The organism is Neomoorella stamsii (assembly GCF_002995805.1).
Taxonomy (GTDB): Bacteria; Bacillota; DSM-521; order Neomoorellales; family Neomoorellaceae; genus Neomoorella; species Neomoorella stamsii.
This window is the reverse complement of sequence record NZ_PVXL01000043.1, coordinates 68,012-89,584: the sequence shown is the minus strand read 5'-3', so window position 1 is coordinate 89,584 and position 21,573 is coordinate 68,012. Positions and strand designations below refer to the sequence as shown.

The window sequence follows — 21,573 nt, the reverse complement described above, 5'->3', positions numbered from 1 at the left end:
AATGTTAGTTATCTACCATTGTTTTGGTGGCTCCCATTCTTCGGTTACGGCAGCAGCCATTCACCTGGGGCTATTGCCCCGCAACAGGTTACCTACGGCAGCGGAACTCCTGGCCCTGCCGTATTTTGATGGCCGCAGCCGGGGGGAAGAGGGTGAACTGAAATTTATGGGTACCGATGTTTATGGTAATAAGGTATACGCCGCTGGTAAAAAAAACCTGGGCAGCAGGTTCGAAACTCTACTTTATGACCTGGCCGCCGCCCTGGGGGTGCCGCGGCAAGAAATTTTGCTTCTTAATACGTCCCCGCTGGTAAATCTATTAATGCGGCTGGGCGGTTTTACTTCGCGCCGTATCGGCCTGACTGCTCCAGGACGTCCGGTGGTAATCTGGGGCACCAGGAGCGCCTTTTTCCAACTGGTCGATTTTGTCTCCCGGAACCGCCCTTTATGGGAAGGCCATTAGAGTGATTATCATTTACGCCTGTTTTAGCGGTACCCATGCTGCCGTAATAGCCGCTGCCCTCCATTTAAACTGGCTCAGCACGGAACAACTACCGGGCTGGCAACAAGTAAAAAAATTACCCCACTTTGATGTCCCCGAAGGGAAGGGTGGCCTGCGCTATATGGGCCACACGCATGCAGGCCATGCCGTCTATACTGCTACCGTCGGCCATGACGGCGAGGCAGCCCGGCGGGCCGTAGAGACTTTCCTGGTGGCCCTGGGCCGGAACCAGGGTGAGGTGCTGTGGATAGACGTTTCCCCCCAGGTTTCCTTTTTATGGCGGGCGGGCGCTTTTTGCCGGCGCTATCGCCGCCTGGCCTGGTTGGGGCGACTGCTGCTACAGTGGAGCATGGGGCGAGACTACTCCGTCCTGGTTAACCTGGTTAAGAAGGCTCTCCAGCAAGAGTTAAACACGGCAACCAAAACCAGCAGCCAGGCGTAAAACCCCGGCCCAAGGTAAAAACTTGACGGCCGGGGTAAAATATTGGATAATTAAGGCGAAAAAAACGCAGGCCTGTGTACCACAGCTGGGACCTGCGCAGTGAAGTCAGGAGATGACATCTGCTTGTCTAAACAAAGGGCAGTAATAACTGCCGTCCGGCCGGACAGTATAGCTGCCGAGCTGGGAATCAACCCCGGCGATGTGCTGGTGGCCATCAACGGGGAACCGGTGCCCGACCTGATTGTCTACCGTTACCTTTGCGCCGGTGAAAACCTGGAAGTGGAGATTGAAAAGCCCGGCGGCGAACGATGGCTCGTGGAAATTGAAAAGGATTACGACGAGGACCTGGGGCTGGAATTTGCCGTACCGACATTTGATGGCCTGCGCCGTTGTAGCAATAAATGCCTTTTTTGCTTTGTCGACCAGATGCCCCGGGGCCTCCGGCCCGGTCTTTATATCAAAGATGACGATTACCGTTATTCCTTTCTCCACGGCAATTTTATTACCCTGACCAACTTAAAACCCCGGGACTGGGAATATATCTTCCGCTGGCACCTCAGCCCCCTCTATATTTCCGTCCATACCACCAATCCGCAATTAAGATACAGGCTTTTAGGCAATCAACGGGGCGGGGAAATCATGGTGCAGCTGAAGAAGCTGGCCGCTGCCGGCATCCAGATGCATACCCAGATTGTCCTCTGCCCGGGGCTCAATGACGGCCCGGAGTTAGAGCGGACGGTAAAGGACCTCAGCAGCCTTTATCCCGCGGTACAATCTATTGCTGTAGTGCCGGTGGGTTTGACTTCCCGGCGGGAAAATTTATTCCCCTTGCGGCGGGTGACACCGAAGGAAGCTGCGGCAATAGCGAACAGGATTACAGCCTGGCAGGCTGAGTTTCGCCACCGCTTTGAGCGTGGCCTGGTCTACGGGGCCGATGAACTCTACCTGCTGGCCAATCTCCCGCTACCCCAGGCTCCTTACTATGACGACTTTCCCCAGACGGAAAACGGCGTTGGCCTCACGCGCCTTTTCCTGGATGATTTTGCAGCTGCTCTGGCTAACCTCAACCGGCCTGAAATCAAGCACCGCCGGGTGGTAATAGCCACCGGTACCCTGGCGGCTACCCTCCTGGCAGGACTCGTCCAGGAGGCCACGGCCAGGGCCGGCAATCTGGAAGCCAGGGTAATCCCGGTACCCAACCTTTTCTTTGGCCCGCAGGTGACGGTGGCCGGCCTCCTTACCGGCCAGGACCTGTTGAGGGGCTTAAAAGAAGCTGCCCCCTGGGTCCGGGAAAAAGAAGGAGTTATTCTCATACCCGACGTTATGCTAAAAAAGGACGCCCCGGTTTTCCTGGATGACCTGACGCCAGAGGCACTGGCCAGGGAGTTAGGGGTAGAAGTGCAGGTAATTCCGGCCACAGGTCGCGGCCTGGTAGAGGGATTATTAAAGCCATGCGGAGGTATTCTTTTTGCCTAAACCGATAGTAGCCATTGTCGGCCGGCCCAATGTCGGCAAGTCAACCCTTTTCAATCGCCTCACCGGCGCCCGGGTGGCTATCGTTGAAGACACCCCCGGAGTAACCCGGGACCGCCTTTACCGCGACGCCGAATGGCGAGGGCGCCAGTTTACCCTGGTAGATACGGGGGGCATTGCTGCCAGGCCGGATGATCCCCTGGTGGCCCAGGTAAGACGCCAGGCCGAACAGGCCCTGGAGGAAGCTGATGTTATCCTCTTTGTAGTTGATACCAGGACCGGCCTGACCGCCGACGATGAAGAGGTGGCAGAGATATTACGCCGCTCCGGGCGGCCGGTAATCCTGGTGGCCAACAAGGTCGAAGACTTCAGCGATCCTGTCCTGACCCACGAATTTTATCGCTTGGGCCTGGGAGATCCTTTTCCTGTTTCCGCCATTCATGGTTTAAATATCGGCGATCTCCTGGACAGGGTAGTTGACCTCTTACCGGAGGCTGCCGTAGAAGAGGACGGGATGGCCTTAAAAGTAGCCGTGGTGGGGCGGCCCAATGTGGGTAAGTCTTCTATCGTCAACCGCCTCCTGGGCGAAGAACGGGTCATCGTCAGCGACCTGCCGGGCACTACCAGGGATGCCATAGATACATATATTCGCCAGGGCGAAAGGGAGTACATCCTTATTGATACCGCCGGCATGCGCCGCAAGAGCCGCATCGCCGATTCCACCGAGCATTACAGCGTTTTGCGGGCCCTGAAGGCGGTGGAACGGGCCGACGTAGTCCTGGTAGTCCTGGACGGTACCGAAGGCGTAACCGAACAAGATAAAAAAATTGCTGGCTATGGCCATGAACACGGCAAAGCCTCTATAATAATAGTAAACAAGTGGGATTTAGTGCCCAGGGATGATAAAACAATGGCCCGTTATGAGGAGATGATCCGCCAGGAGTTAAGTTTTATGTCCTATGCTCCTATCCTTTTTATTTCTGCCCTGACAGGGCAACGGGTTGCCCGGATTTTACCCGCCATTGATGCTGTGGGAGCAGAAGCCAGCCGTCGTGTTGCTACAGGAACATTAAATTCCATAGTGCGAGAAGCGGTCATGCTCACGCCACCGCCGGCGGTAAAGGGCCAGGCGGTTAAAATCTTTTACACCACCCAGGTCAAGGTCAAACCGCCGACCTTTATCTTCTTCTGCAACCGTCCAGAAGATGTCCATTTTTCCTACCAGCGTTATTTGGAGAACCAACTCCGGCAGGCCTTTGGTTTTGAGGGCACACCACTGCGTTTATTATTCCGGCGCAGCAAAGGGCAATAATTAAAAAAATGGAGGGGAAAATATGTGGCTGCTGGCCCTGGTACTGGCTTATCTTATTGGTTCTATTCCCACGGCTTACGTGGTGGGACGTTATGTGTACGGTTTTGATATCCGGCGACGGGGCAGTGGTAATGTCGGCGCCACCAACGCTTTAAGAACCATGGGTACTTTTCCAGGCCTGCTGGTACTGGCAGTTGATGCCCTGAAAGGCATCCTGGCTGTCTGGTTGGGCCAGGCCATGGGTGGTCCCTGGCTGGCAGCCATAACGGCCCTGGTGGCCATTATTGGTCATAACTGGTCTATATTCCTGGATTTTCAAGGAGGAAGGGGGGTAGCTACGACTGCTGGTGCAGTGCTGGCCATGGCGCCGCCTGTCATCTTCTGGGCCGCATTGCTCTGGGTGGTAATCGTAGTTTTTACTCGCTATGTCTCCCTGGGGTCAATTTTAGCTGCTGCCTTAGCCCCTTTTCTAATGCTCTTTTTTCACCGGCCCTGGCCCTATATCCTTTTTACCTTTGTCGGGGCAACACTGGTTATATACCGCCACCGGCCCAATATCAAACGCCTGCTGGCTGGGACCGAACATAAACTGGGGGAGCGAAGTTAATTGACCGGAACTATTGCCGTCATTGGTGCCGGCAGCTGGGGGACGGCCCTGGCCGTTTTACTGGCCCGGAAGGGCTTGCAGGTTAACCTCTGGGCCAGGCGCCGGGAACTGGTAGTTGAACTGGAAGAACTGAGAGAAAATAAAGTATATTTGCCGGGAGTTAAATTGCCTGTCGGGATCAGGCCAACGACCGATCTGGAATTAACCACCAGGGAGGCAGGCCTGGTGGTTCTAAGCGTTCCATCCCATGCCGTCCGTTTAACAGCCCGGCAGGTAAAACCTTTTTTGCCTCCAGGAATAATAGTCGTAAATACTGCGAAAGGGCTGGAGCTGGACACTAAAAAACGTTTATCAGAAGTCCTTACCGAAGAAGGCCTGGCGCAGGTGGCAGTGCTCTCCGGCCCCAGCCATGCCGAAGAAGTCGGCCGCGGCCTGCCGACGACCGTGGTCGTAGCTGCTGCCAACCGGCAGATAGCTGAATATGTCCAGGATATTTTTATGGATCCAACTTTCCGGGTTTATACCAATCCCGACGTGGCAGGGGTCGAATTTGGCGGCGCTTTAAAAAATATTATTGCCCTGGCCACAGGGATTGCCGATGGCCTGGGGCTGGGAGATAATGCCCGGGCGGCCCTTATGACCAGGGGCATGGCTGAAATTGCCCGGCTGGGGGTAGCCCTGGGGGGGAAAGCCATGACTTTTGCCGGTTTAAGTGGTATTGGCGATTTGATTGTCACCTGTACCAGCATGTACAGCCGCAACCGCCGCGCCGGGATGCAGCTGGGGGAGGGTAAGGCCCTGGCCGAAATCCTGTCCGGCATGGGTATGGTGGTCGAAGGTGTGCGGACTACGGCGGCCGCTAGAGATCTGGCCCGCCAGCACCAGATCCGGATGCCTATAACCGAAGAAATTTATAAGGTCCTTTATGAAGGCAAACCAGTGCGGGAGTGTGTGGCGGCCCTCATGGAGCGGCCGCGCACCCATGAGGTTGAAACAAGTATCTGGTAAACCCCGTATCGTTTTGGTGCCAGTTTCCTCCAACTTCTATTCATCGCAGGTTCTTTTCTTGTCCCCGGGCGCATAGATCTGTAAAAGGTTGACCCCTAAAAATGATTTCGGGTCATATTCTGGCTACCAAATCATATAGATGTATTGTTAAAACATGCCAGTCGGGCTGAACGGTAAACTAAATGGCCTGGGGAGGGAGAATACGGGGTGGAAAAGCGGGATATTTTCCGGGATATAGCCGAACGTACCGGCGGTGATATTTATCTCGGCGTCATGGGGCCGGTACGCAGCGGCAAGTCAACTTTTATCACTCAATTCATGGAAAAGCTGGTATTGCCGAACATCAAAAATCCCAATGAGCGGGACCGGGCCAGGGATGAATTGCCCCAGAGCGGTGCCGGGCGCATGATCATGACCACCGAACCCAAATTTATTCCCAATGAAGCGGTGGAGATTACCATCCGGGAAGGGTTGAAGATGCGCGTGCGGCTGGTCGACTGCGTCGGCTATACCGTACCCGGCGCCCTGGGCTATGAGGACGGCGAGGGGCCCAGGATGGTCCGGACACCCTGGTTTGAAGAGCCGGTGCCCTTCCAAGAAGCGGCAGAAACAGGAACGCGCAAGGTGATTACCGACCACGCCACCATTGGCATAGTTGTCACCACCGATGGCAGTATTACGGAGATTCCCCGGCAAGATTATGTCGATGCCGAGGAACGGGTCATCTGGGAACTCAAGGATTTAGGTAAGCCCTTTGTCGTCCTGCTCAATTCCGTCCATCCCCTGGCCGAGGAAACAATTACCCTAGCCGGGGAACTGGAGTCCGCCTATGATGTCCCGGTCCTCCCGGTGGACTGCCAACATTTAAGCGAAGAGGACATCCTTCATATCATGGAAGAGGCCCTCTATGAATTCCCGGTGGCCGAGGTCAACGTCAACCTGCCCCGCTGGGTGGATGAACTGGCAGGTGACCACTGGCTGCGGCAGCAGCTGGAAAATGCCGTCCGGGAAGCAGTGGGGGAGGTCCGGCGCCTGCGGGATATTAATGGCGCTATTGACAGGCTTAACGAAAATGAATATGTTTTACGGGTAGCCCTGAAGGACATGGACCTGGGCACCGGTACCGCCCATATTGACCTGGTAATGAGGGAAGGGCTCTTCTACCAGATCCTGCGGGAAGTCAGCGGCCTGGACATCAGCGGTGACCAGGATATCCTGCGCTGGATTCGCGAACTGGCCGGCATCAAGAAGGAATGGGATAAAATCGCTTATGGTATCCAGGAAGTCCGCAACACCGGCTACGGCGTCGTAACGCCCACCGAAGAAGAAATGGAACTGGCCGAGCCGGAACTTATCAAGCAGGGCGGGCGTTCCGGCGTGCGGCTGAAGGCCACAGCCCCATCTTACCATTTCATCCGCGCCGACATTACCACTGAGGTAACGCCCCTCATCGGTACCGAAAAGCAGTGCGAGGACCTGGTCAAATATATCATGGAAGAGTTTGAAGATAATCCCCAGAAGATCTGGCAGACCAATGTGTTCGGCAAGTCCTTAAGCGAACTGGTGCGGGAAGGCATCCAGAGTAAACTCTACCGCATGCCGGAAAGCGCCCAGGTAAAACTCCAGGAAACAGTAGAACGCATCGTCAACGACGGCGGCGGTGGGCTGATCTGCATTATAATTTAGGAACAACTGCAAGACAACCGGGGTATTGCCCCGGTTTATTTTTTAAGGGGCAACTGGTTATTTACTGCTACCCCGGGCTATGGTACAATGTATAAAGAGGTAAGACCACTTGTCCCAGGGGTAGGAGCGATAACCATTGAGCGATAGTTCAACGGAAAAACTTTTCCAACCTATTTACCGCAATCCTAAAAGCGTCTATCACCGGGTGGTAGATGAAATAAAAAAAAGCATTTTTGAAGGGCGGATGAAGCCTGGCGATCGCCTGCCGGCCGAACGGGAGCTGGCGGAAATGCTTGGGGTTAGCCGGACTTCCGTCCGGGAAGCCTTAAAAATGCTGGCTGCCGAGGGCCTGGTAAGCATCCGTCACGGCCAGGGGGCCTTTATCAGCGAGCAGGATCCCGATGAATACTTAAAGCGTTTTGCCAGTCACCTGCCGGTGAACAGGGATACGGTTTTGCATCTTTTTGAAGTGCGTAAAGTTCTGGAGCCGCAAGCGGCCCGCTGGGTGGCAGAAAGGGCCAGCCAGGCTGATATCCAGGAGCTGGCCAGCATGGTGACCACCACCAGGGAACAGCTGGGACGCCTGCGCAGCGGCCGCCTTTCCCTCTTGGCCGGGCACGACAGCAATTTCCATTACCGTCTGGCTCAGGCCACCGGTAATACCGTCCTGGTGCGCTTGATGCACAGCATGCTCGATCTCCTGGCCGACAGTCGCTCCCGCAGCCTGGCCATTCCCGGCCGCGGCGAACGGTCGGTTGATGAACACTATGAAATAGTTAAGGCTTTAATTAACCGTGATGGCGAGGGGGCTGCGGCAGCCATGTTGCGGCACCTGGAAGACGTTGAGGAGCAGGTTGTTGCCGCCTGGCGCCAGGGATAAATATAAAAAGTGCTTGACACCCATTGCAACAGGGTTTATAGTTTATATCAAGCTGGCTTAATTTAATACAGGAACTAAAAACTCTTATCAAGAGTGGTGGAGGGACTGGCCCGATGAAGCCCGGCAACCCGCTGTCCCGGCTTGACTGGGGGCGACAGGTGCCAATTCCTGCAGGGCATTTGCCCTGAGAGATAAGGGGGGTAAGAAAGCTACTGCCTCTTCTTATCGGAGAGGCTTTTTTATTCCCCCATAGCCGGCTAATTAAAAAAGAGAGGGGAATTACCCATGTCCAAGCAGCAGTATCGTTTTGCCACCCTGGCGATCCACGCCGGCCAGGAACCTGACCCGGCTACGGGAGCACGTGCCGTACCCATTTACCAGACCACTTCCTACGTTTTCCGGGATGCCGACCATGCGGCGGCCCTTTTTGCCTTAAGCGAACCTGGCAACATTTACACCCGCATCATGAACCCCACTACCGATGTTTTCGAAAAGAGGATGGCTGCCCTGGAAGGTGGTGTCGGCGCCCTGGCCACAGCTTCCGGCCAGGCGGCTATAACCCTTGCCATTGCCAATATTGCAACCGCCGGGCAGGAAATTGTGGCTTCCACCAGCCTTTACGGGGGGACCTTTACCCTGTTTAACAACACCCTGCCTAAATTCGGCATCAAGGTCCGCTTCGTCGATAGTGCGGACCCGGAAAATTTCCGGACCGCTATAAACGATAAGACCCGGGCCCTGTATGTCGAGATCATCGGTAACCCCAAACTGGATGTGCCGGACCTGGAAGCCATCGCGGCCATCGCCCACGAGGCCGGTATACCCTTAATCGTTGATAATACCTTTGCCACGCCGTATTTATGCCGGCCCTTTGCCTTCGGTGCCGATATTGTGGTCCATTCGGCCACCAAGTTTATCGGCGGCCATGGCACCTCCATCGGCGGGGTTATTGTCGACTCCGGCCAATTCAACTGGGATAACGGCAAATTTCCTGGCCTGGTGGAGCCGGATCCCAGCTATCACGGCCTCAGTTATCTGAAAGCCTTTGGCCCGGCGGCCTATATCGTCAAGGCCCGGGTACAACTCCTGCGTGACCTGGGACCGGCTTTGAGCCCGTTCAATGCCTTTCTTTTCCTCCAGGGCCTGGAAACCCTCCCCTTACGTATGGAGCGTCACGTCCAGAATGCCCTGCAGGTTGCCCGCTGGCTGGCAGGACACCCGGCCGTAGCCTGGGTGAGTTACCCCGGGCTGCCCACCCATCCTTCCCATGAAAAGGCGCAAAAGTACCTGCCCCGGGGAGCAGGGGCGATCTTGACCTTTGGCATTAAAGGTGGCAGGGAAGCAGGGAAAAAATTTATCAACAGCCTGGAGCTATTCTCCCTCCTGGCCAATGTAGGTGACGCCCGTTCCCTGGTCATCCACCCGGCCAGTACTACCCACCAGCAGTTGACGGCGGAGGAACAGCTGGCATCCGGAGTCACTGAGGACCTGGTCCGTCTCTCCATCGGCCTGGAGGATGTCGACGACCTCATTGCCGACCTGGACCAGGCCCTGAACAGGAGCAGGTTATAGGATGGGCGATGTAGGTATTGTTACCACCCGGTTTTACAACTGGCCGGGAAGCCTGCTGCTGGAAAGCGGGGCCCGTTTGGGCCCCCTTACCATAGCTTATGAAACCTATGGCGAGCTGAATGTTGCCGGGGATAACGCCATCCTGGTCCTCCATGCCCTTACCGGTAGCGCCCATATTGCCGGCCGTCATTCCCCGGACGATCGGCTGCCCGGCTGGTGGGACCCCCTGGTGGGGCCGGGCAGGGCCCTGGACACCCGGCGTTATTTCGTGGTCTGCGCCAATGTCCTGGGCAGCTGTTATGGGACTACAGGACCGGCTAGCATAAACCCGGCTACCGGCAGGCCCTATGGCTTGGATTTCCCGACGATTACCATCCGCGATATGGTGCGAACCCAGAAAATACTGCTGGATTACCTGGGCGTCAAGCACCTGGTAGCAGCCATCGGCGGCTCCATGGGCGGCATGCAGGTGCTGGAATGGGGCTTCCTTTACCCGGAAATGGTCAGCGCCATTATTCCCATTGCCGCCTGCGGCCGGACGACACCCATGCAGATAGCCTTCCATAACGTCCAGCGGGAAGCCATCTACGCCGATCCGGACTGGCAGGGCGGCGACTACTACGGCACCCCGGGACCCCGGCGAGGACTGGCCCTGGCCCGGCGGATCGGTACCATTACTTATAAGAGCGATCCTTCCTGGACCATGAAATTCGGCCGGACCGTGGTGGACCCGGGAAAATACTACCAGCTTGATGGCCAGTTTGAAGTGGAAAGCTACCTGGCTTACCAGGGGAGAAAGCTGGTCCAGCGCTTTGACGCCAATGCTTATCTCTACCTGACTAAAGCTATTGATCTCCATGATGTCAGTCAGGGCCGGGGAAATTATACCGAAGTATGGCGGGACTTCCCCTGCTCCTGTTTAGGGATAGGTATATCCAGCGACTTTCTTTTCCCTCCCTACCAGGTTAAAGAGATTGTCCGGTTAATTAAGGCCGGCGGTGGCCGCGCCCGGTACCGGGAACTCAATTCTCCCTATGGTCATGACGCTTTTCTTATTGAATTTAAACAGCTGGAAGCTATTATTAAACCTTACCTGGCTGAGTTACGCCCCGACCTGTCTGGATAAAAAAGTATTGCCCAACAGGGAGGGATAAGGTAAAATTGAAAGGTACGAGGAGAGTGAAGGTGTGTCAGGACCAATAAATATTGGCCTCCTGGGCCTGGGGACCGTTGGCAGCGGCGTGGTCCGGCTCCTGCAGCAGAACGGCGCTGCCATCTCCCAGAAGCTGGGCCGGCCTTTAAAAATCAGCCGCATCCTGGTGCGAGATAGGCATCGAACCCGCCAGGTAGAAGTTAGTCCCGACTTGCTTACTACCGATCCGGAAACGATCCTGGCTGACCCGGATATTCCCATTATAGTCGAGGTGATGGGCGGCACCGGCGCGGCCCGGGAATACATCCTTAAGGCTATCAGCCAGGGTAAAAGCGTGGTTACGGCCAACAAGGATCTCCTCGCCCTTTACGGCAAGGAGCTTTTTGATGCCGCTGAGGCCAGCGGTGTTGACCTTTTCTTTGAGGCCAGTGTGGGTGGGGGTATTCCCATTATCCATCCATTGAAGGAATGCCTGGCCGGGAACCGTATCCGCCAGGTCATGGGCATCGTCAACGGGACCACCAATTATATCCTCACCAAGATGAGCCGGGAAGGGCGGGATTTTGCTGAAGTCCTCCGGGAAGCCCAGTCCCTGGGTTATGCCGAAGCTGATCCTGCTGCCGACATTGAAGGAGACGATGCCGCCCGCAAAATGGCCATCCTGGCTTCCATTGCCTTTGGTACCCGCATTACTTACCCGGATGTTTACCGGGAAGGCATCAGCAATCTCACGGCCCAGGACATCAGTTACGCTGCCGACCTGGGTTATGCCGTCAAGCTCTTAGGGATTGCCCGGGAAGACGAAGAAGGAATAGAGGTACGGGTCCACCCAGCCCTGGTACCCTTAAACCACCCCCTGGCGGCAGTCAGCGATGTTTTTAATGCCATTTTCGTGGAAGGCGATGCCGTTGGGGAAACCATGTTTTACGGCCGGGGTGCCGGTTCCATGCCTACGGCCAGCGCCGTGGTGGGCGATATTATGGAAGCGGCCCGCAATATCAAGCACAAAACCCGCGGCCGCATATCCTGTACCTGCTTTTATGATAAACCCCTGAAACCCATGGGAGCCATTATTACTAAGTATTACTTAAGACTGGTAGTTGTCGACCGGCCGGGGGTCCTGGCCAGTATTGCCGGTGTCTTTGGCGAGCGGGAAGTCAGCCTGGCTTCGGTCATCCAGGAGCGAATGCTGGGGGAACTGGCCGAACTGGTGCTCATTACCCACCGTGTGCGGGAGCAAAATATGCAGGATGCCCTGGGCGTCTTAGCCGGTTTGCCGGTTGTTAAAGAAATAGCCTGTGTTGTGCGGGTAGAAGGAGGAGAAGGTGGTTGAGCTGGCCGGGAGTTATTCGCGCTTACCGGGAGTTCCTGCCGGTGACGGAGGCAACTCCCTTGGTTACTTTACAGGAGGGCAACACCCCCCTGATAGCCGCCGGGAATCTTTCCCGGGAGCTGGGTATAAAAATCTATTTCAAGTATGAAGGACTTAACCCCACCGGTTCCTTTAAAGACCGGGGCATGGTAATGGCGGTGGCCAAAGCCATGGAGGGCGGGTCGAAGGCTATTATGTGTGCCTCAACGGGCAATACGTCGGCTTCGGCTGCTGCCTATGCCGCCCGTTGTGGCTTAAAGTGCAGTGTTCTTATCCCGGAAGGCAACATCGCCCTGGGGAAACTGGCCCAGGCCCTCTTTTATGGTGCTAGGGTAATTGCCATCCAGGGTAATTTTGACGACGCCCTGGATCTGGTACGCCGGATCACGGCTCAACATCCCATTACCCTGGTCAATTCCATTAACCCTTTTCGCATTGAAGGCCAGAAAACGGCCGCCTTTGAGGTTTGCGATTGGCTTGGCGAGGCGCCGGATTACCTGGCCATACCCGTAGGTAACGCCGGCAATATTACTGCTTATTGGAAAGGTTTTAACGAATATTACCAGGCCGGCCGCAGCCATTATTTGCCGAAGATGATTGGCTTCCAGGCCGAAGGCGCCGCCCCGATAGTGCGAGGCGAAGTGGTGCCCAACCCGGAAACGGTGGCCACGGCTATCCGCATTGGTAACCCGGCTAGCTGGCAGCCGGCCGTCCGGGCAGCTAAAGAATCCGGGGGCTTTATTGATTGTGTCAGCGATGAAGAAATCCTGGCGGCCCAGCGCCTGCTAGCTACGGCAGAAGGCATCTTTGCCGAACCGGCTTCGGCCGCTTCCCTAGCCGGTGTGATCAAGTATGTTAAAAAGGGTTATTTCCATTCCAGTGACCGGGTCGTCTGCGTCCTTACCGGTCACGGTCTGAAGGATCCTAATATCGCCATCAAGCAGGTGGCCGAGCCCATATCCCTGCCACCTGAGGAATCCAAAGTATTAGAGATAGTATTGTAGTAAACAGCCATAACAAAGGGCAGAGTACCTTAAGGGTCCCGCCCTGGAGATGGAGAAATGAAGGTAGGATAATTTATGCCACTGGTGCGGGTGCCGGCTACTACGGCCAACCTGGGGCCGGGGTTTGACACCCTGGGGATGGCCCTGGATCTCTACGATGAACTACTAATCGAAGCAGCTCCTGCCCTGGAGATTACCGTGACCGGTGAAGGCGAGGCAACCATCCCCCGGGGGCCGGAGAATATCGCTTACCGGGCCGCCCTGGCCGTCTTTGCCCGGGCCAGGCGGGCGGCGGTTAATTTGAAAATAACCATGCATAATAGCATCCCGGTGGCCCGGGGACTGGGCTCCAGCGCGGCAGCCCTGGTAGGGGGGCTAGTAGGGGCCAATGCCCTTCTGGGTGAACCATTAAGCCAGGACGAACTGGTAAATCTGGCCACGAATCTGGAAGGGCACCCCGATAATGTAGCCCCGGCCATTTTAGGCGGCCTGGTGGTAGCCGCCAGGGACGGGGATAAGGTCTACTGCCGGCGCCTGGAACCGCCAGCAGGGTTAATGACCGTGGTAGCCATTCCCCAGTTTACCCTGTCAACAAGGGTATCCCGGGGTGTCCTGCCAGCCAGGGTGGCCTTAAGTGATGCCGTTTTTAACCTCAGCCGGGTGGGTCTCCTCCTGGCTGCCGTCCAGGCTGGTGACCTGGAGCTAATGGGCAAGATGATGGAGGATAAACTGCACCAGCCCTACCGCTTACCCCTGGTGCCGGGGATGGGGGAGGTTTTTGCCGCCGCCCGGGAGGCCGGGGCCCTGGCGGTCGCTTTAAGCGGTTCCGGGCCGTCGGTAATTGCCTTTTGCCGTGGCCGTAAGCCTGAGGTAGGACCGGCCATGGCAGCAGCCTTTGCCCGCCACGGGGTAGCGTGCATAATTAAAGAGCTGGCCCCGTGTTACCAGGGAGCCATTGTCATAGAAAACAGAGGGAATTCCCACTCCTGCTGCTAACTTTTTAAAACTTTTACTGCTTCCTACCTCTAACTCCATTAAAGGAGGTTCTTTATGGCACTTATAGTTCAAAAATACGGCGGGACTTCCGTTAATGGCCCCGAACGGGTCAAGAATGTCGCCCGCCGGGTGGTTAACACCCGCCGGGCAGGCAATGAGGTGGTGGTCATCGTCTCGGCCCCGGGAGATATGACCGACGACCTGATCGCCATGGCCCACGAGATCAGTCCCAACCCACCGGCCCGGGAAATGGACATGCTCCTGGCTACAGGGGAGCAGACATCCATTGCCTTGCTGGCCATGGCCATTTATGAACTGGGGGAACCGGTCATTTCCCTGACGGGTCCCCAGGTGGGCATTTTAACCGACAATGTCCACACCAAGGCCCGTATCCTGGAGGTGAGCTGTGACCGCCTGCGCCGGGAACTGGCGGAAGGTAAAATCGTCATTGTCGCCGGTTTCCAGGGCATGACCTGCGATAACGAGATCACCACCCTCGGCCGGGGTGGTTCGGATACGACGGCCGTAGCCGTAGCTGCCGCCCTGAAGGCTGACGTTTGCCAGATTTATACCGACGTGGACGGCGTTTATACGGCTGACCCCCGGGTCGTACCTGCAGCCAGGAAACTCCCGGTTATCTCTTACGACGAAATGCTGGAACTGGCCAGCCTCGGGGCCCAGGTACTGCAGCCCCGCTCGGTGGAGTTTGGCAAGCTAAACCATGTGGTTTTAGAGGTACGTTCCAGCTTTAACGACAATGAAGGAACCCTGGTGAAAGAGGTGACGGAATTGGAAAAGAAAATGGTTGTCAGCGGCGTAGCCGGTGACCGTAACGTAGCCCGGATAGCCCTCCATGATGTTCCCGACCGGCCGGGGATTGCCAAGGCCCTCTTTGTCGCCCTGGCCAGGGAAAGCATTAATGTCGATATGATCGTTCAGAGCGCCATGCGGGACGGGATTAACGATATTGCCTTTACCGTCGGCCGCGACGATCTACGCAAGGCCGTGGAGGTTACCGAAAGGGTGCGGGCCGAGATAGGTGCCAGCAAGGTAACTTATAATGATAGGGTAGCCAAGGTATCCATTGTCGGTGCCGGCATGATCACCAATCCCGGCGTGGCAGCCGACATGTTTGCCTGCCTGGCGGAGGAAGGGATCAATATTCATATGATCAGTACCTCCGAGATCAAGGTTTCCTGTATTATCGACGAGGAATACCTGACCCGCGCCATGCAGGCCCTCCACAGCCGTTTCGGCCTGGATAAAGAATAAACCCCGGTACCTTTTTTCAGAGCCCGCGCATAAGATGCAGGAAGAAAACCTGCAAGGGGTGATTAGGCGTGGGCTTATTCCAAGTACCCTGCCCGTCCGGCCGTTACTGGCGGGTGGAGGCAGGGGATACCCTTTATCTAATAGCCTTACGGATTGGAACCACGGTAGACGAACTGCTGCGCTTGAATCGGGGTGTTGATCCCTACAACCTGCAGATTGGCCAGGTGCTCTGCCTGCCACCTGAACCGCCCTGTCCTTCAGGCGTTTACTGGGAGGTGGCCCCTGGCGACACCCTGTACAGCATTGCCCGGGTCACCGGGACAACGGTAGAAAAGTTGCTGGAACTAAATCCCCATGTCGATCCCTACAATCTCCAGGTCGGCCAGAAGATCTGCCTGCCGGGGTAAAATGATGAATTTGTGCTTGCAAAAAATTTAATTGTGATATATATTAATAGCAAAGGGCAAGGGTGTCCTTAAACTTATTAAATCAAACGGCGATGCATGCCAGAGTGAGCAAAGACGCTCCAGGGGTAAAACCCCAATGGGGCGTTTTTCTTTTTGCTGAAGCAGAGGGAGGTGGAAGGAATAGCCTGTTCCTTGGAGGATGAAAATGGTAGTCCAAGTTATAACTTAAAATGAAAGGGGTTTCTCCAAGAGTATGACGGCAAAAGAAGTCCTCGCCATGGCCAGGGAAAACAATGTCCAGATGGTTGACCTGAAATTTATCGACCTGCCCGGCACATGGCAGCATTTCACGGTCCCCATAGAACAGTTTGGGGAAGAGGTTTTTACCAGCGGCGTAGGTTTTGACGGTTCCAGTATCCGCGGCTTTAAAACCATCAATGAGAGCGACATGATCCTCATTCCCGATCCGGGAACAGCCTTTATTGATCCATTTTGCGAAATCCCGACATTGAGCCTGATCTGTAACGTCTATGACCCGGTTACTGATAAGAACTACAATCGCGATCCCCGCTTTATAGCCCAGAAGGCGGAGTCCTATCTCAAAGAAACAGGTATTGCTGATACCAGTTACTGGGGTCCAGAGGCCGAGTTTTTCATCCTCGATCACGTCCGCTTTGATCAAAGCCAGTACGCCGGTTATTACTTCCTCGACTCCGTGGAGGGTTTCTGGAACTCAGGGACAGAAATGAACGGCCATCCCAACCTTGGCTACCGGCCGCGTTACAAGGAAGGGTATTTCCCGGTTCCCCCTACTGATACCCTGCAAAACCTGCGTACAGAAATGGTGCTATTGCTGAAAGAGATGGGCATCGCCGTGGAAGCCCATCACCATGAGGTGGCCACGGCCGGTCAGGGTGAGATTGATATGAAGTACGCTCCCCTCACCCGGATGGCCGACCAGCTGATGATGTTTAAATATGTGGTAAAAAACGTAGCCATCAAGCATAATAAAACGGCTACCTTTATGCCCAAGCCGGTGTTCCAGGATAACGGCTCGGGAATGCACGTCCACCAGAGCCTGTGGAAGGAGGGCCAGCCATTATTCTTTGATGCCAGTGGTTACGCCGGTTTAAGCGAACTCGCCCTTTATTATATCGGCGGGCTGTTAAAGCACGCCCCGGCCCTGGCGGCCTTCTGCAGCCCCACCACCAATTCTTTCAAGCGGCTGGTGCCCGGCTTTGAAGCCCCGGTGAACCTGGTTTACTCCCAGCGCAACCGCAGCGCGGCCATCCGTATTCCCATGTATTCCAACAGCCCGAACTCCAAGAGAATCGAATACCGGCCGCCCGATCCTTCCTGTAACCCCTACCTTGCCTTTGCCGCCCTTTTAATGGCCGGTATCGACGGGATTAAAAACAAGATTCATCCGGGTGATCCCCTGGATAAAGACATCTACGATTTACCGCCGGAAGAAGCAGCCAGGATAAGCTCCCTGCCCGGCTCCCTTGAAGAAGCTATTGCCGCCCTGCAAAAAGACCACGAGTTTTTACTCCAGGGTGGCGTCTTTGACGAGGACCTCATCAATAGCTGGATTGAATACAAAACGAAAAGGGAAATCAGCCAGATCAAACTCCGGCCCCATCCATATGAGTTTGTCCTGTACTACGATATTTAGGCAAAGTTCTTCACCCTGCCCTGCTGCCAGTAAGGGCAGGGTTTGTTGTCCCCTACAGGCAGCTTTAATTCAATACTTTAACTTAATAAAGATGCGGCCAGGGCCACCAGGAAAATGCCGTCAAAGACGCCGGCGCCGCCGATGCTGACCACCTGGGAGCGCAAGCTGCGGATGGCGCCGAGGTTTAAAATGTCGGCTCCCAGGAGGGTGCCCAGAGCGCCGGCAATGTAGGCCACCGGGGCGGCATTATGGGGAGAAACGATAATGGCGGCCAGGGCGGCGACAATGGGCGGGATAAAGGTAGGTATGGAAATACCCACTCCCGGTACTACCCGGGCCAGGATCTTGGCCACAATGGTAACAATAAGCGTAGCCTGCAGGGCCGGCAGTAACGGCGCCCGGGTGGCCAGGAGGTAGAGGGAAAAGAGGACGGGGATCACCGCCCCGCCGACGTTAACGCACAGGAGCTGGTAGCTCACCTGGGGCGGGTAATAGAAAAAGAAGGAGAAGCGCCCGAACTGGGGTTGTTCAATATAAAGGCGCCGGCGGGAAATGGGGATATTAATGAGCCCGCCAATGATTGAAGCTGCAAGCAAAGTAAAAGCCCCTGCCGGTGTCAGTCCCAGCCGGGCAAAGGAAAAAACAGCTAAATTGAGGAAAAGGGAAGCCAGCAGCATGGGGATAAATAAAAAAAGGAATAGTAGCGACCACAACATTTTTATAATCACCCCAATGATATTTGTACCCGGTTAACCTTGCTAATCCATTTTATCCCCGGGCCATCGTAAATATTCTATCATAAAAAAGCTTGACGGCTCTATAAAGTATGATATAATAACTGCAAAAGTCGGTGATCGGCAAAATGGCTTAAGCGGGAGCAATGGCGTTCCCAAAGGGGTAAAGAAGCCCTCTGAAGCTATGGAAAGTAGTAGCTTAAGAGGGCTTTATGCTTTTGGGGAAAAATTTTAACTGGAGGATTTTCGATGGTAAATGAAAAACTAACCGGGGAGGATATTCTCCAGCGGGTAAAGGAACTTAACGTCCGTTTTATCCGCCTGCAGTTTACCGACATCTTCGGGGTTTTAAAGAATGTTGCCATTACTACCAAGGAATTAGAGAAAGCCCTTGACGGCGAATTAATGTTTGACGGCTCTTCCATCCACGGTTTCGTCCGCATCGAAGAATCCGATATGTACCTGCGACCCGACCCCTCTACCTTTGCCATCTTTCCCTGGCGGCCGGCCGACGGGGCGGTAGCCAGGTTAATCTGCGATGTTTATAACCCTGACGGCACCCCCTTTGCTGGCTGTCCCCGGGGAGCGCTGAAAAAAGTCCTGGCTGAGGCGGAAGCCATGGGCTATACCATGTATGCCGGCCCCGAGGCGGAATTCTTCCTCTTCCATACCGATGGCCGTAAGCCCACCCTGGAAACCCATGACCAGGCCGGTTACTTTGACCTGTCACCGGTTGACCTGGGCGAAGACGCCCGCCGGGATATGGTCCTGGCCCTGGAAGCCATGGGCTTTGAAATCGAGGCTTCCCATCATGAGGTTGCCCCGGGCCAGCATGAGATTGACTTCAAATACGATAACGCCCTGGCCACGGCCGATAAAATCGCCACCTTTAAATTCGTTGTCCGCACCATCGCCCAGCGCCATGGCCTTCATGCCACCTTTATGCCCAAACCGATAGCCGGCATTAACGGTTCGGGCATGCATACCCACCAGTCCCTGTTCAAAGACGGGCAGAACGCCTTTTATGATCCGGGAGATCCCTTACAGCTAAGCCAGACAGCCTATTACTATATCGGCGGCCTGATGCACCATGCCCGGGCCATGGCAGCTGTTACCAACCCGACGGTCAATTCCTACAAACGCCTGGTACCAGGTTTTGAGGCCCCGGTCTATATCGCCTGGTCCCCCCGCAATCGCAGCCCCTTGATTCGCGTGCCAGCCAAGCGCGGGGCCTCAACTAGAATAGAATTGCGCAACCCCGACCCGGCCTGCAATCCTTACCTGGCCCTGGCCGTCATGCTCAAAGCCGGCCTGGACGGGATAAAGAAGCAGATCCAGCCCCCTGCACCTGTAGAACGCAATATCTACGAAATGACGGCAGCCGAACGCCGCGACCTGGGTATCGGCAGCCTGCCGGGGGACCTCAAGGAAGCCCTGGACGAGCTTTCCCGTGATAAAGTAATCAGAGAAGCCCTGGGCGACCATATCTATGAACGCTTTGTCGAAGCCAAAGAAAAGGAATGGGACGAGTACCGCGTCCAGGTCCACCGGTGGGAAGTAGAGCAATACTTGACCATGTTTTGAAAGCAGCATCAGGTGCCACCAATTTCCCGACCAGGGACACGCCCGGGTTGTTACACACAAACCCATACCCGGACCGGCTTATACGGCGAGGCCGGCCCGGGTTCCGGGGGAGGGGGAGTAGTAATCTCAATACGTGAACAGGCAACCTTGACCTGTACCTCCAGGCGGCCCGGTCCGGGGGAAACAAAGGCCCGCTGCCAGCGGGGCCCGGACATCAGGGTAATGGTAGCGGTGTGGCCGGCAGCATCGGCATAGGTCACAAGAATTTCATAATTGTAGAAAGCCCTCGCCAGGGCATGGCTGCCGGGGGGAATGGGCACCAGTTGCTGCCTGGCGGTAATATTTTTAGCACAGCAGGCAATAACTTTAACCGGCACGCCTGGAGTAGGTGAGGAGGAACTATAATACCACTGGAATAAGTTTTCCGTGGCCAGGTAAACCGAATCCAGCACCCTTTCCGCAGTGATTAATTCAATATGTCGCGGCTGTAGTTCCTCATGTAATAAAGGCCGGCTGGCATGGGCAGCAAGCGCATTTGCAGGCGGACTTACTGGCTGTATTCCCCAGGTTGGAATTAACAGCAAAGTAGATTGCACGATATTAAAGACCACCCATTCTTGCACCGTTACCAGGATAATCGGACTGGGACCGACATGGAAGAGGTTACCTTTATTGGCCACAGTAGGAGCTGTAAAGGGCACATACCTTCACCCACCCGGTGAGTCCAAAACCAAACAATTAGCGAAAGACTGTTTCCAGGACCCTGGCCCAACGCTCAGCCCATATCTTACGGTTGAAAGTCATAGCCACTTCCCGAGCCCTCTGGCCCATGATCTGCCTTTTAGCTTTATCCCGGGCCAAATCTTCGATGGCCGCCACCAGATTTTCCACAGTCGGTTTAATTAGATAACCATTGTAGCCGTGCAAAACAATGTCGCTTAAGCCACCTGCCAGGCCGGCAATTACCGGCCGGCCGCTGGCCATGGCCTCCAGGGCGGCCAGACTCGTGCCTTCGGTAGAGCGTGAAGGGATGATGACAATATCCGCCTGGCGGTAAACCTCGGGCATCATCTCCAGGGGCTTCCAGTAGTAAAAACAACGTTCCTGGGTAGCAATCCACTGGGACATGAGCCTTTCGGCGTTGTCATCATGGCCGCGTCCACAAAAATGAAATTCAATCCGGGGATAGCGAGACGTCAATTTTTCTGCTGCCCGCATTGTTTCATTAATCCCGCGAACGGGAACCAGCCGGCGGGGGAAGAGGACACGGATGGTATCCGTGCTATTTTTTTCCTCCTCAGGTGGGTGAAAAAGGTCGGTATCAACATAATTAGGGATGTACTCCCATTTGTGATAAAAGCCGGGTAGGGTAGCATTGAAGAAGTTAATGGTGTTGGTATCTACAGAGATTAATTTTTGTGGCCCTGTTAGGGCAATACCAAGCCGCCTTAACCATTCCTGACGTTCCTCCAGGCGTCCGGCCATGAGGTCGAAACCCGGCCAATCCCAAAAGATCCCGTGGCTAATGGCAATGCTTTTTTCTCGGGCTATGGGGTAAGCCAGGGTAAGGATGAAATAAATGGCGTAATCAAAGGCCATGGAATTCTCATAAAAGGCTGTACTGAGATCGGGAAAGGTATGGTATTCGCTTTTAGAAACCGGGATGCTGCGGATACGCACGCCATCGAATTCCCGGGTCCAACCGCTGCCTATCTGCCAGACCTCAACATAAAAACCTAAATCGCGGAGCAGGCGGCAGAGGTCAACCTGGTAACGCTCCGCACCGCCCATAATAATTCTTTCGTTAGTAGGGTGAAAAAAGTTAGTCGTTAATAAAGCTACCTTTTTAGTCGTCATATCTCTTTATCACCTTCTTGCAATCAGCTCTACAAAG

20 protein-coding genes and 1 riboswitch are annotated in these 21,573 nt (G+C 55.2%); of the genes, 17 read left to right on the top strand and 3 right to left on the bottom strand.

What is annotated here, in order from left to right; translation table 11 throughout:
- The first annotated feature begins 1 nt into the window (after nucleotide 1).
- The 16 genes from MOST_RS07920 to glnA (MOST_RS07845) all read left to right on the top strand — a co-directional run bounded on the left by MOST_RS07920 (nucleotide 2) and on the right by glnA (MOST_RS07845) (nucleotide 17,361).
- Nucleotides 2-463, top strand: a complete 462-nt coding sequence (locus MOST_RS07920) for a DUF3189 family protein (RefSeq protein WP_106007084.1) — start codon at nucleotides 2-4, stop codon at nucleotides 461-463.
- A gap of 1 nt (nucleotide 464) precedes the next feature.
- Entirely contained in the window at nucleotides 465-944 is a 480-nt protein-coding gene (locus tag MOST_RS07915) for a DUF3189 family protein (protein ID WP_054936841.1), read from the top strand.
- 123 nt (nucleotides 945-1,067) lie between these two features.
- Nucleotides 1,068-2,420, top strand: coding sequence for a DUF512 domain-containing protein (locus MOST_RS07910; RefSeq protein ID WP_054936840.1), 1,353 nt, complete (start codon nucleotides 1,068-1,070; stop codon nucleotides 2,418-2,420).
- A complete protein-coding gene (der, locus tag MOST_RS07905; protein WP_054936839.1) occupies nucleotides 2,413-3,729 on the top strand; it encodes a ribosome biogenesis GTPase Der in 1,317 nt (438 codons plus the stop codon). The genes MOST_RS07910 and der overlap by 8 nt, the downstream gene beginning before the upstream one ends.
- 22 nt (nucleotides 3,730-3,751) lie before the next feature.
- Nucleotides 3,752-4,336, top strand: coding sequence for a glycerol-3-phosphate 1-O-acyltransferase PlsY (plsY, locus tag MOST_RS07900; protein ID WP_054936838.1), 585 nt, complete (start codon nucleotides 3,752-3,754; stop codon nucleotides 4,334-4,336).
- Nucleotides 4,337-5,344, top strand: coding sequence for an NAD(P)H-dependent glycerol-3-phosphate dehydrogenase (locus MOST_RS07895; RefSeq protein ID WP_054936837.1), 1,008 nt, complete (start codon nucleotides 4,337-4,339; stop codon nucleotides 5,342-5,344). It abuts the gene before it with no gap.
- Between the two features lie 207 nt (nucleotides 5,345-5,551).
- A complete protein-coding gene (gene spoIVA, locus MOST_RS07890; protein WP_054936836.1) occupies nucleotides 5,552-7,030 on the top strand; it encodes a stage IV sporulation protein A in 1,479 nt (492 codons plus the stop codon).
- Nucleotides 7,031-7,166: 136 nt separating this feature from the next.
- Nucleotides 7,167-7,910: a FadR/GntR family transcriptional regulator gene (locus tag MOST_RS07885; protein WP_054936835.1), complete on the top strand. Its 744-nt coding sequence runs from the start codon at nucleotides 7,167-7,169 to the stop codon at nucleotides 7,908-7,910.
- A gap of 81 nt (nucleotides 7,911-7,991) precedes the next feature.
- Nucleotides 7,992-8,108: riboswitch (SAM riboswitch) on the top strand.
- Nucleotides 8,109-8,195: 87 nt separating this feature from the next.
- Nucleotides 8,196-9,482, top strand: coding sequence for a homocysteine synthase (locus tag MOST_RS07880; RefSeq protein ID WP_054936834.1), 1,287 nt, complete (start codon nucleotides 8,196-8,198; stop codon nucleotides 9,480-9,482).
- A 1-nt stretch (nucleotide 9,483) separates the two neighbouring features.
- A complete protein-coding gene (gene metX / locus MOST_RS07875) occupies nucleotides 9,484-10,608 on the top strand; it encodes a homoserine O-acetyltransferase MetX (protein ID WP_054936833.1) in 1,125 nt (374 codons plus the stop codon).
- Between the two features lie 61 nt (nucleotides 10,609-10,669).
- Nucleotides 10,670-11,968, top strand: a complete 1,299-nt coding sequence (locus MOST_RS07870; protein WP_054936832.1) for a homoserine dehydrogenase — start codon at nucleotides 10,670-10,672, stop codon at nucleotides 11,966-11,968.
- A complete protein-coding gene (gene thrC, locus MOST_RS07865; RefSeq protein WP_054936831.1) occupies nucleotides 11,965-13,011 on the top strand; it encodes a threonine synthase in 1,047 nt (348 codons plus the stop codon). Before MOST_RS07870 ends, thrC begins: the two co-directional genes overlap by 4 nt.
- 75 nt (nucleotides 13,012-13,086) lie before the next feature.
- Nucleotides 13,087-14,007: a homoserine kinase gene (gene thrB, locus MOST_RS07860; RefSeq protein ID WP_054936830.1), complete on the top strand. Its 921-nt coding sequence runs from the start codon at nucleotides 13,087-13,089 to the stop codon at nucleotides 14,005-14,007.
- Between the two features lie 54 nt (nucleotides 14,008-14,061).
- Nucleotides 14,062-15,279, top strand: a complete 1,218-nt coding sequence (locus MOST_RS07855) for an aspartate kinase (protein ID WP_054936829.1) — start codon at nucleotides 14,062-14,064, stop codon at nucleotides 15,277-15,279.
- Between the two features lie 68 nt (nucleotides 15,280-15,347).
- On the top strand, nucleotides 15,348-15,686 hold the full coding sequence (locus tag MOST_RS07850; protein ID WP_054936828.1) for a LysM peptidoglycan-binding domain-containing protein: 339 nt from the start codon (nucleotides 15,348-15,350) through the stop codon (nucleotides 15,684-15,686).
- 253 nt (nucleotides 15,687-15,939) lie between these two features.
- Nucleotides 15,940-17,361: a type I glutamate--ammonia ligase gene (gene glnA / locus MOST_RS07845; RefSeq protein WP_054936827.1), complete on the top strand. Its 1,422-nt coding sequence runs from the start codon at nucleotides 15,940-15,942 to the stop codon at nucleotides 17,359-17,361.
- Nucleotides 17,362-17,438: 77 nt separating this feature from the next.
- Here glnA (MOST_RS07845) and MOST_RS07840 read toward each other — a convergent pair whose 3' ends face one another.
- On the bottom strand, nucleotides 17,439-18,083 hold the full coding sequence (locus tag MOST_RS07840) for a DUF1614 domain-containing protein (protein ID WP_054936854.1): 645 nt from the start codon (nucleotides 18,081-18,083) through the stop codon (nucleotides 17,439-17,441).
- A gap of 261 nt (nucleotides 18,084-18,344) precedes the next feature.
- Between MOST_RS07840 and glnA (MOST_RS07835) the strand changes: the two genes are divergently transcribed.
- Nucleotides 18,345-19,679: a type I glutamate--ammonia ligase gene (glnA, locus tag MOST_RS07835; protein ID WP_054936826.1), complete on the top strand. Its 1,335-nt coding sequence runs from the start codon at nucleotides 18,345-18,347 to the stop codon at nucleotides 19,677-19,679.
- 50 nt (nucleotides 19,680-19,729) lie between these two features.
- Here the strand turns inward: glnA (MOST_RS07835) and MOST_RS07830 are convergent, their stop codons facing one another.
- A complete protein-coding gene (locus tag MOST_RS07830) occupies nucleotides 19,730-20,380 on the bottom strand; it encodes a hypothetical protein (protein WP_054936825.1) in 651 nt (216 codons plus the stop codon).
- Nucleotides 20,381-20,417: 37 nt separating this feature from the next.
- Nucleotides 20,418-21,536, bottom strand: a complete 1,119-nt coding sequence (locus MOST_RS07825; RefSeq protein ID WP_054936824.1) for a glycosyltransferase family 4 protein — start codon at nucleotides 21,534-21,536, stop codon at nucleotides 20,418-20,420.
- Nucleotides 21,537-21,573 lie beyond the last annotated feature (37 nt).

What these genes read in the sequence shown, in the direction of transcription:
- MOST_RS07920 (WP_106007084.1), top strand. Translation starts at nt 2, where the DNA reads ATGTTAGTTATCTACCATTGTTTTGGTGGCTCCCATTCTTCGGTTACG.
- plsY (WP_054936838.1), top strand. Translation starts at nt 3,752, where the DNA reads ATGTGGCTGCTGGCCCTGGTACTGGCTTATCTTATTGGTTCTATTCCC.
- MOST_RS07880 (WP_054936834.1), top strand. Translation starts at nt 8,196, where the DNA reads ATGTCCAAGCAGCAGTATCGTTTTGCCACCCTGGCGATCCACGCCGGC.
- metX (WP_054936833.1), top strand. Translation starts at nt 9,484, where the DNA reads ATGGGCGATGTAGGTATTGTTACCACCCGGTTTTACAACTGGCCGGGA.
- thrB (WP_054936830.1), top strand. Translation starts at nt 13,087, where the DNA reads ATGCCACTGGTGCGGGTGCCGGCTACTACGGCCAACCTGGGGCCGGGG.
- MOST_RS07855 (WP_054936829.1), top strand. Translation starts at nt 14,062, where the DNA reads ATGGCACTTATAGTTCAAAAATACGGCGGGACTTCCGTTAATGGCCCC.
- glnA (WP_054936827.1), top strand. Translation starts at nt 15,940, where the DNA reads ATGACGGCAAAAGAAGTCCTCGCCATGGCCAGGGAAAACAATGTCCAG.
- glnA (WP_054936826.1), top strand. Translation starts at nt 18,345, where the DNA reads ATGGTAAATGAAAAACTAACCGGGGAGGATATTCTCCAGCGGGTAAAG.
- MOST_RS07825 (WP_054936824.1), bottom strand. Translation starts at nt 21,536, where the DNA reads ATGACGACTAAAAAGGTAGCTTTATTAACGACTAACTTTTTTCACCCT.